Here is a 7,852-nt window from a genome sequence, read left to right as displayed (position 1 = left end):
CTCTCGGAGAACGCCGAGTTCGCCGCCGCCGTGCAAGCCGCGGGCCTGATTTGGGTTGGGCCGCCGGTGGATGCGGTGCGGGCAATGGGCTCCAAGATCGAGTCCAAGAAGATGATGGCGGCCGCCGGTGTGCCGGTGCTCGACGAACTCGACCCCGACACGGTCACCGAAGGCCAGCTGCCGGTGCTGGTCAAGGCCTCCGCGGGCGGTGGCGGTCGCGGGATGCGGGTGGTGCGCGAATTATCCGCTCTGCCCGGTGAAGTCGCGGCCGCCCAGCGTGAGGCGCAGTCCGCTTTCGGCGACCCGACTGTCTTTTGCGAGCGCTACCTGCCCACCGGCCACCATGTCGAGGTCCAGGTACTCGCCGATACGCACGGCATCGTGTGGGCCGTCGGCGAACGGGAGTGCTCGATTCAGCGCCGCCACCAAAAGATCATCGAGGAGGCACCGTCTCCCCTGGTCGAGCGCACGGCCGGGATGCGCGCAAAACTGTTCGAGGCGGCCCGGCTGGCCGCCGCGGCGATCGGCTACGCCGGCGCCGGAACGGTGGAGTTCCTCGCCGATGATCACGGGGCGTTCTTCTTCCTCGAGATGAACACCCGGCTGCAGGTCGAGCACCCCGTCACCGAAGAGACCACCGGGCTCGATCTGGTCGAGCTGCAGCTCGCGGTGGCCGACGGCGGCCGGCTTGACCCCGAACCCCCCGCCGCTGTCGGCCATTCGATCGAAGCCCGCCTCTACGCCGAAGATCCCGCCCGAGGCTGGCAGCCGCAGGCCGGCGTGGTCGACACGTTCCAAGTGCCGGGCGTTCGCTGCGAATTCTCGTCGCTGGGCCGGCGGACCGGCATTCGGCTGGACTCGGGTATCGTGGACGGATTCGCGGTGTCGATCCATTACGACCCGATGCTGGCCAAAGTCATCTCATACGCTCCGACGCGGCGACAGTCCGCGCTGGTGCTCGCCGACGCGCTGGCCCGGGCCCACCTACACGGCTTGCGCACCAACCGCGAGCTGCTGGTCAACGTGCTGCGTCATCCGGCATTCCTCGACGGCGCCACCGACACAGCCTTTTTCGACAGACACGGCCTGACGGAGTTGTCGGCGCCGCTGACCGACGAAGCGACCATCCGCCTGTCGGCCATCGCGGCGGCGCTTGCCGACGCCGCGGACAATCGCGCCACCGCCACCGTCCTGGGCTCGATCCCCAGCGGATGGCGCAACCTTGCGTCGGGATATCAGGTCAAGATCTACCGCGATGACGCCGACAACGAGCACAGAGTCGAATACCGCTTCACCAGAACGGGATTGATTCTGGCTGATCACGAAGTGGCGCAGCTGGTTTCGGCGACGCAGGACGAAGTCGTGTTGGCCGACAGCGACGGAGTCGCCTGCAGTTTCGCGGTCGCCCGCCACGGCCAAGACGTCTACGTCGACTCGGCGCGCGGCCCCGTACACTTGGTTGCGCTGCCGCGCTTCCCCGAGCCGGGCTCGGCCGTCGAAGAGGGCTCGCTGGTGGCACCGATGCCCGGCAACGTCATCAGGCTGGGCGCCGACGTCGGCGATGCCGTCACTGCCGGTCAGCCACTGATCTGGCTGGAAGCAATGAAGATGGAGCACACCATCACCGCCCCGAGCGACGGTGTGCTCGCAGAGCTCAACGTGAACACCGGCCAGCAAGTCGAAGTGGGCGCCGTCCTGGCCAGGGTCGAATCGCCCGAAAATGCAGAAGGAGACTAGAACATCGTGACTGACACCAGTTTCATCGAGAGCGAAGAGCGCCAGGCGCTGCGCAAGTCCGTGGCCGCATGGGCGTCCAGCTACGGCAGCGAGTACTACCTGAAGAAGGCTCGCGCGCACGAACACACCGACGAATTATGGGCCGAAGCAGGCAAACTCGGCTTCCTCGGAGTGAACCTGCCCGAACAGTACGGCGGCGGCGGTGCCGGCATGTACGAGCTGTCCCTGGTGATGGAGGAGATGGCGGCCGCGGGCAGCGCGCTGTTGCTGATGGTGGTGTCGCCCGCCATCAACGGCACGATCATCAGCAAGTTCGGCACCGAGGAGCAAAAGAAGCACTGGATTCCCGGCATCGCCGACGGCTCGCTGACCATGGCGTTCGCGATCACCGAGCCCGACGCCGGATCGAACTCGCACAAGATCACCACCACCGCCCGTCGCGACGGCGGCGATTGGATCCTCAAGGGTCAGAAGGTCTTCATCTCCGGCATCGACCAGGCGCAGGCAGTGCTGGTCGTCGCCCGCACCTATAAAGACACAGCAGCCAATCCCGCATCCCTGCGCCCGGCGCTGTTCGTGGTGCCCACCGATGCGCCCGGCTTTACCTACACCCCAATCGAAATGGAGTTGATCAGCCCAGAGCGGCAGTTCCAGGTCTTCCTCGACGACGTCCGGCTGCCCGCCGATGCGCTCGTCGGAGCCGAAGACGCGGCGATCGCACAGCTTTTCGCCGGCCTGAACCCCGAGCGCATCATGGGCGCGGCCAGCTCGGTCGGCATGGGACGGTTCGCGCTCGAACGGGCCGCGGACTACGTCAAGACCCGCCAGGTGTGGTCCGTCCCGATCGGCGCCCACCAAGGCCTGTCACACCCGTTGGCGCAGTGCCACATCGAGGTCCAACTCGCCAAGCTGATGATGCAGAAGGCCGCCACGCTCTATGACAACGGCGACGACGCCGGCGCGGCCGAGGCCGCCAACATGGCCAAATACGCTGCGGCCGAAGCAGCGACGCGCTCGGTGGACCAGGCCGTGCAGTCCATGGGCGGCAACGGTCTGACGAAGGAATACGGCGTTGCCGCCATGCTGGCGTCGGCCCGGCTTGGTCGCATCGCACCGGTCAGCCGGGAGATGGTGCTCAACTTCGTGGCGCAAACGTCGCTGGGCCTGCCCCGGTCCTACTGATGGACCGGCTGGTCGAATACACAGTCGAGGGACACGTCGCACGCCTGACGCTGGACTCCCCGCACAACCGCAACGCGCTTTCCGCCACCCTGGTCGGCCAGCTGCATCAGGGCTTGCGCGACGCTGCTGCCGATCCCCCGGTGCGGGCCGTGGTGCTGGGTCACACCGGGAATACCTTCTGTGCGGGAGCTGACCTGTCCGAAGGCGCGGCGGCCACGGGCGCGGATCCGTTCGAGGCGGCCGCCGAGCGGGCCAGGGAGATGGCCGCGCTGCTGCGTGCGATCGTCGAGTCGTCGCTGCCGGTGATCGTCGCCGTCGACGGGCATGTCCGTGCCGGCGGCATGGGGCTGGTCGGCGCATGCGATATCGCAGTCGCCGGTCCACGCAGCACCTTCGCGTTGACCGAGGCGCGGATCGGAGTCGCGCCCGCGATCATCTCGTTGACACTGCTGCCCAAAATGTCCGCCCGCGCCGCCGCCCGCTACTACCTGACCGGCGAGACGTTCGACGCCGCCACCGCCGCCGCGATCGGGCTGATCACGATCGCCGCCGACGACGTCGACGCCGCGGTGGCATCGCTCGTCGCCGACATCGGACGCGCCTCACCACAGGGGTTGGCCGCATCGAAAGCACTCACAACCGCCGCCATCCTGGACGGCTTTGACCGCGACGCCGAGCAGCTCAGCGCCGACTCGGCGCGCCTGTTCGTCTCGGACGAAGCCCGCGAGGGCATGGTCGCTTTCCTGCAGAAACGCCCGCCCCGGTGGGCCGCCCCGAAGGACGGCGACCCAACAGTTTAGCCAAGTTGCCTTGCAGCAAATTCTGATCGTCGTACGCTCGTAGGTGATGAGCAATTCAGCACGGCGAGGTGCGCAAGACCAGCGGAACGCGATGACGCGTGCCGGAGAGACCGACCGCATTCAGGTCGCCCAGTTGCTCACGAATGCTGCCGCTCAGGGCAGCCTGCCGATGAGCGACTACGAGGACCGACTCACCAGGGCTTATGCGGCGAAGACTTATGACGAGTTAGATCGCCTGCGGTCCGACCTGCTGGGGTCGTCGGTGAGCGCCCAACGCGGTGGTACCTGCCAACCCGCGCCGTCGATGCTGCTGCTGGCCATCATGAGCGCCTTCGAGCGGCGCGGCCGGTGGAACGTGCCGAAGAAGTTGACGACGTTCGCGTTGTGGGGCGGCGGCGTGATAGACCTCCGCTACGCCGACTTCACCTCCACCGAGGTCGAGATCCACGCGTATTCGATTATGGGTGGACAAACGATCCTGCTGCCGCCCGAAGTCAACGTCGAAATCAACGGCCACGGCGTGATGGGCGGGTTCGACCATGGTGTTGCGGGCAAAGGCACGCCCGGCGCGCCGACCGTGCGGATCCGCGGTTTCTCGCTGTGGGGCGGTGTCGGTATCAAGCGGAAAAACCGCAAGACCCAGCGATAGCCCAGCGAGGAAGTCGCCGGCGCACACGCATGAGGCAAGCTTCATCCTCCATGACCGCATTGCTGCTCGGCGTCAGCATGCTGCTCACCGGATGCATCAAACCAAATACATTCGATCCGTATGCGAATCCGGGGCGCAAGGAGTTAGACCGGCTGCAAAAGATCGTCAACGGGCGTCCGGATTTGGAAACCGTCGAGCAACAACTTGCCAATCTCAACAGCACAATCGACGCGGCAATCGCGAAGTACTCACCGCAGACCGAGTTCTCGACAACCAAAGTCAGCAATTCGACGAATGGATGCAACGATCCGTTCAATCGCTCCATCGGCCGCCAAGAAGGAAGTGACCAATACTTCGGCAAGCCCGCACCCACGCCCGAGCAGTGGCAGCAAATCGTGGCCGAGTTGGCGCCGGTGTTCAAGGCGGCGGGCTTCAAGTCAGAGCTGGAATATGCTGCCGCACAGGGCGTACCCCTGCCGCCAGGTTTTCAGAACGACTCCCAACTGCGCGACGACGGAGTCCGAATCAACCTTGTCGGCGGAATTAATCGCGGCCCGATGGATTACTCCTACGACACCGGCTGCCACCTCCCGGCGGCTTGGCGCGCCGCGCCGCCGCCACCGCAAATGCGTCCGTCGAACGACCCGGACGTGCACTATCCCTATCTGTACGGATCACCAGGCGGCCGAACCGGCGAAGCATACGGCTGAACTACTTCCGACGCCGCGCTCGCAGATAGTCGCCCACCACGGCCGCGCCCAGCCCGTCGAGATCGGGAACCACCACCCGACCCCCGACCCGGCGTGCAACCTGATCGATAAACCGGGCCAGCCCGGGGTCGCTGCCCAACCGGAAGATGGTCACCTGCGCGCCCAGCCGCGCCATGTCGTCGAAGCCACGCACGGTGTGGGCGATCGTCCGCGGGTGCGGCGGGTAGTCAAAGAACACAGCAGAACCCGCCCCGTCGCCGTCGAAGTCTTCGAGGTGCGCAGTCGGCTCGCCGTCGGTGACCACCAACAAGACGGGCTGCGCGTTGGGGTGCCGCCGCAGATGCCGGCCGGCTAACGCCAGCGCGTGATGCAGGTTAGTGCCCTGCTCGTACACTCCTTCCAGGCCCATCAGCTCCGCGGTGCTGATGGTTCGCGCATAGCGACCAAACGCGATGATCTGCAACGCATCCGAACGAAATCGGGTGCGTACCAAGTGATCGAGTGCCAACGCGGTTCGCTTCATCGGCAGCCACCGGTTCTCCATCACCATCGAGAACGAGGTATCGACCAGCAGCGCCACCGCAGCCTGGGTCCGAGTTTCGGTCTCGGAGACCTCGACATCGTCGACGGTGATTTTGATGGCCGGGTTCGGGCCGTCCAGAGTCGAGGTTCCGGCCTGCCGGAGCACCGCGTTGGTCAGCGTCCGGGTGACGTTCCACGGCTCGGTGTCGCCGAACTGCCAGGGCCGGGTGGCGCCGGTCAGTTCGCCGGCTGCCCCCGCACGCCGGTGGTCGCGTTCACCGCGACGGCCGGAAAGTTGTTGTGCCACATCGCGCAACGCCGTTTCGCCGAGCCTTCGCATCGCCTTCGGCGACAACCGCCACTGACCATCCGAGCTGCGGTCCAGGAAGCCTTGATTGACCAGCGCACGCTCGAGCTCGGCGAGTGTTTGCGCGTCGATGGCGGCCTGATCACCGAGTTGGCGCGCGAGCGCGTCCAGGTCGACGTCGTCCATGGTCGCACCGGGATAACTCTGCGACAGCTGCTCGGCCAGTTGCTCCAGCTCGCCAATATCAGCCAGCGCTTGGGCGCCCTCGCCCATGCCCAGCGGGTTGTCGCCGGAGAACTGCGCAGACCCCTCCCAGTCCTCGCCGGGCCGGGCTGCCTGCAGGTGGGCATCAAGTTGATTCAACGCCTGCATCAGTGCTGGCGACCCGAATGCCTGCTGCGCCAAAGCATCCAACTCCGCACGCTGGTCCGGACTCAAGCTGTTGCGGAATCGTTGCGCGGCGGCGGCGCGCTTGGCCAGCGAATCAAGCAGCTCATCGACATTGCGCGGATTCTCCGGGAAGAACTCACCGTGCTTGTCCATGAAGTTTTCGAAGTCCTGCTGCGTGTCCTCGCCACGGGCGTGTTTGTCCAACAAGTCGTTCAGGTCGTCGAGCATCTCGCCGACGCGCTGACGGTCCTCATCGGTGGCGCCTTCGAGCGCCTGCTTCATGCCGGCGAAGCGCTGATCGAGCATCTCCCGACCGAGCAGATCCTTGATCTGCTCGTATTTTTCCCGCCCCTCGCTGCTGCGCCAGTTGTAGTCGGAAAGCTCCTGCACGGCCTTGGCCGGCGACGGCGAGAGCGCATCCAATTGCAGCTCGCCGAACCGTGCGTCGTCGTCCAGCGCGCGGGCCAGTTCCTTGCGTTCGGCCAGCACGGCCTCGTCGAGCAGCTTTTTGATCTCTTGCAGGGTCCCGTCTAAGTTATTGCGGCGCAATAGCTCTCGTCGTCGGCGATTGGCCTCGGCAGCCAGCCGGTCGGCCCCGGGCATATTCTTGCTGCCCCGACGCAGCAGCTCGGACAGCGCGCGGCGCGGCGAGGTGCCCGCCATGACGTCCTGCCCGATCTGCTCTAGCGCCTCGCGCAGGTCCACCGGCGGGGCCAGCGGGTCGGGCCCGCCGGTATACGCCGAGTACCGCGACGAATGCGCTTTAGCCATAGACGGTTTCGCCCTCCCCGGACACCTTGTCAACACGCTTAGCCAGATACAGCGCCTCCAACGCCAATTCCAGCGCGGCGGCGCGCTCACCCTCGGATTCCGCGCCCAGCCGCTTGGCGATCGCCTCGATGACAGGAAGATCGGGCAGCGCCGCCAGCACATCCTTCGCCGAAACACGCTCACCTGTCGTCACCGCGGAACCGCCCTCGACCGCGGTCACCAGCGGACCGACATCGAGGCCACCGAGCGCTCGAGACGCGGTGTCGGCAGTGGCGCGGCGCAACAGGTGTTCGAGCACGGCCTGCTCGCGTCCTTCCTCCCCGGACTCGAACTCCAACTTGCCGCGTAGCACGTCGATCACGGTTCCCAGGTCGACGACCCGCGCAACTGGATCGGTCTCACCCAGCAGCGCGCCGCGATGCCGCGCAGCGGCGGCGACCGTCTCGGCGGCCGCAATCGCAAACCGCGCCGAAACCCCGGATCGCTGATCGACCGAGTTGGATTCCCGAAGGGAGCGGGCGAACCGCGCGATCACCTGTGTCAGATGCTCAGGCACCTGGGCGCTCAGATGCGCCTCTTGCAGAATCACTCCCACCTCGGCGTCGAGCTCCAGCGGGTAGTGCGTCCGAATCTCGGCGCCGAACCGGTCTTTGAGCGGGGTGATGATGCGGCCCCGGTTGGTGTAGTCCTCGGGGTTGGCGCTGGCGACCACCAACACGTCCAGCGGCAGGCGCAGGGTGTAGCCGCGGACCTGAATGTCGCGCTCCTCCATCACGTTGAGCAT

6 protein-coding genes and 1 pseudogene are annotated in these 7,852 nt (G+C 66.3%); 5 read left to right on the top strand and 2 right to left on the bottom strand.

The genetic code is table 11. The features are described from left to right. The 5 genes from WAN71_RS23985 to WAN71_RS23965 form a co-directional block, all read left to right on the top strand. Positions 1-1,737, top strand: a 1,737-nt coding sequence (locus WAN71_RS23985) for a biotin/lipoyl-containing protein (protein ID WP_422227721.1), incomplete at its 5' end; no start/stop codon positions are given. 6 nt (positions 1,738-1,743) lie between these two features. Next, positions 1,744-2,919 (top strand): acyl-CoA dehydrogenase family protein, encoded by a 1,176-nt coding sequence (locus WAN71_RS23980; RefSeq protein ID WP_422227720.1) that lies wholly within the window; start codon positions 1,744-1,746, stop codon positions 2,917-2,919. Then, on the top strand, positions 2,919-3,719 hold the full coding sequence (locus WAN71_RS23975; protein WP_422227719.1) for an enoyl-CoA hydratase family protein: 801 nt from the start codon (positions 2,919-2,921) through the stop codon (positions 3,717-3,719). Before WAN71_RS23980 ends, WAN71_RS23975 begins: the two co-directional genes overlap by 1 nt. Before the next feature lie 46 nt (positions 3,720-3,765). Next, positions 3,766-4,368 carry a DUF1707 SHOCT-like domain-containing protein gene (locus WAN71_RS23970; protein WP_422227718.1) on the top strand — a complete coding sequence of 201 codons (603 nt, stop codon included), beginning with the start codon at positions 3,766-3,768 and terminating at the stop codon, positions 4,366-4,368. Positions 4,369-4,397: 29 nt separating this feature from the next. Then, a complete protein-coding gene (locus tag WAN71_RS23965) occupies positions 4,398-5,078 on the top strand; it encodes an LppA family lipoprotein (protein ID WP_422227722.1) in 681 nt (226 codons plus the stop codon). A gap of 1 nt (position 5,079) precedes the next feature. Here the strand turns inward: WAN71_RS23965 and WAN71_RS23960 are convergent, their stop codons facing one another. Beyond that, positions 5,080-7,068 (bottom strand): vWA domain-containing protein, encoded by a 1,989-nt coding sequence (locus WAN71_RS23960; RefSeq protein ID WP_422227717.1) that lies wholly within the window; start codon positions 7,066-7,068, stop codon positions 5,080-5,082. Then, positions 7,061-7,852 (bottom strand): annotated as a pseudogene (locus WAN71_RS23955) (magnesium chelatase); the annotation flags it as partial. The pseudogene WAN71_RS23955 and the gene WAN71_RS23960, both read right to left, overlap by 8 nt.

The organism is Mycobacterium sp. (genome assembly GCF_049280035.1).
Classification (GTDB): domain Bacteria; phylum Actinomycetota; class Actinomycetes; order Mycobacteriales; family Mycobacteriaceae; genus Mycobacterium.
This window is presented reverse-complemented; position numbering and strand designations above follow the sequence as displayed.

Excerpts from the sequence above, each read along its gene's own strand:
- WAN71_RS23975 (WP_422227719.1), top strand. The coding sequence starts at position 2,919 with ATGGACCGGCTGGTCGAATACACAGTCGAGGGACACGTCGCACGCCTG.
- WAN71_RS23970 (WP_422227718.1), top strand. The coding sequence starts at position 3,766 with ATGAGCAATTCAGCACGGCGAGGTGCGCAAGACCAGCGGAACGCGATG.
- WAN71_RS23965 (WP_422227722.1), top strand. The coding sequence starts at position 4,398 with ATGAGGCAAGCTTCATCCTCCATGACCGCATTGCTGCTCGGCGTCAGC.
- WAN71_RS23960 (WP_422227717.1), bottom strand. The coding sequence starts at position 7,068 with ATGGCTAAAGCGCATTCGTCGCGGTACTCGGCGTATACCGGCGGGCCC.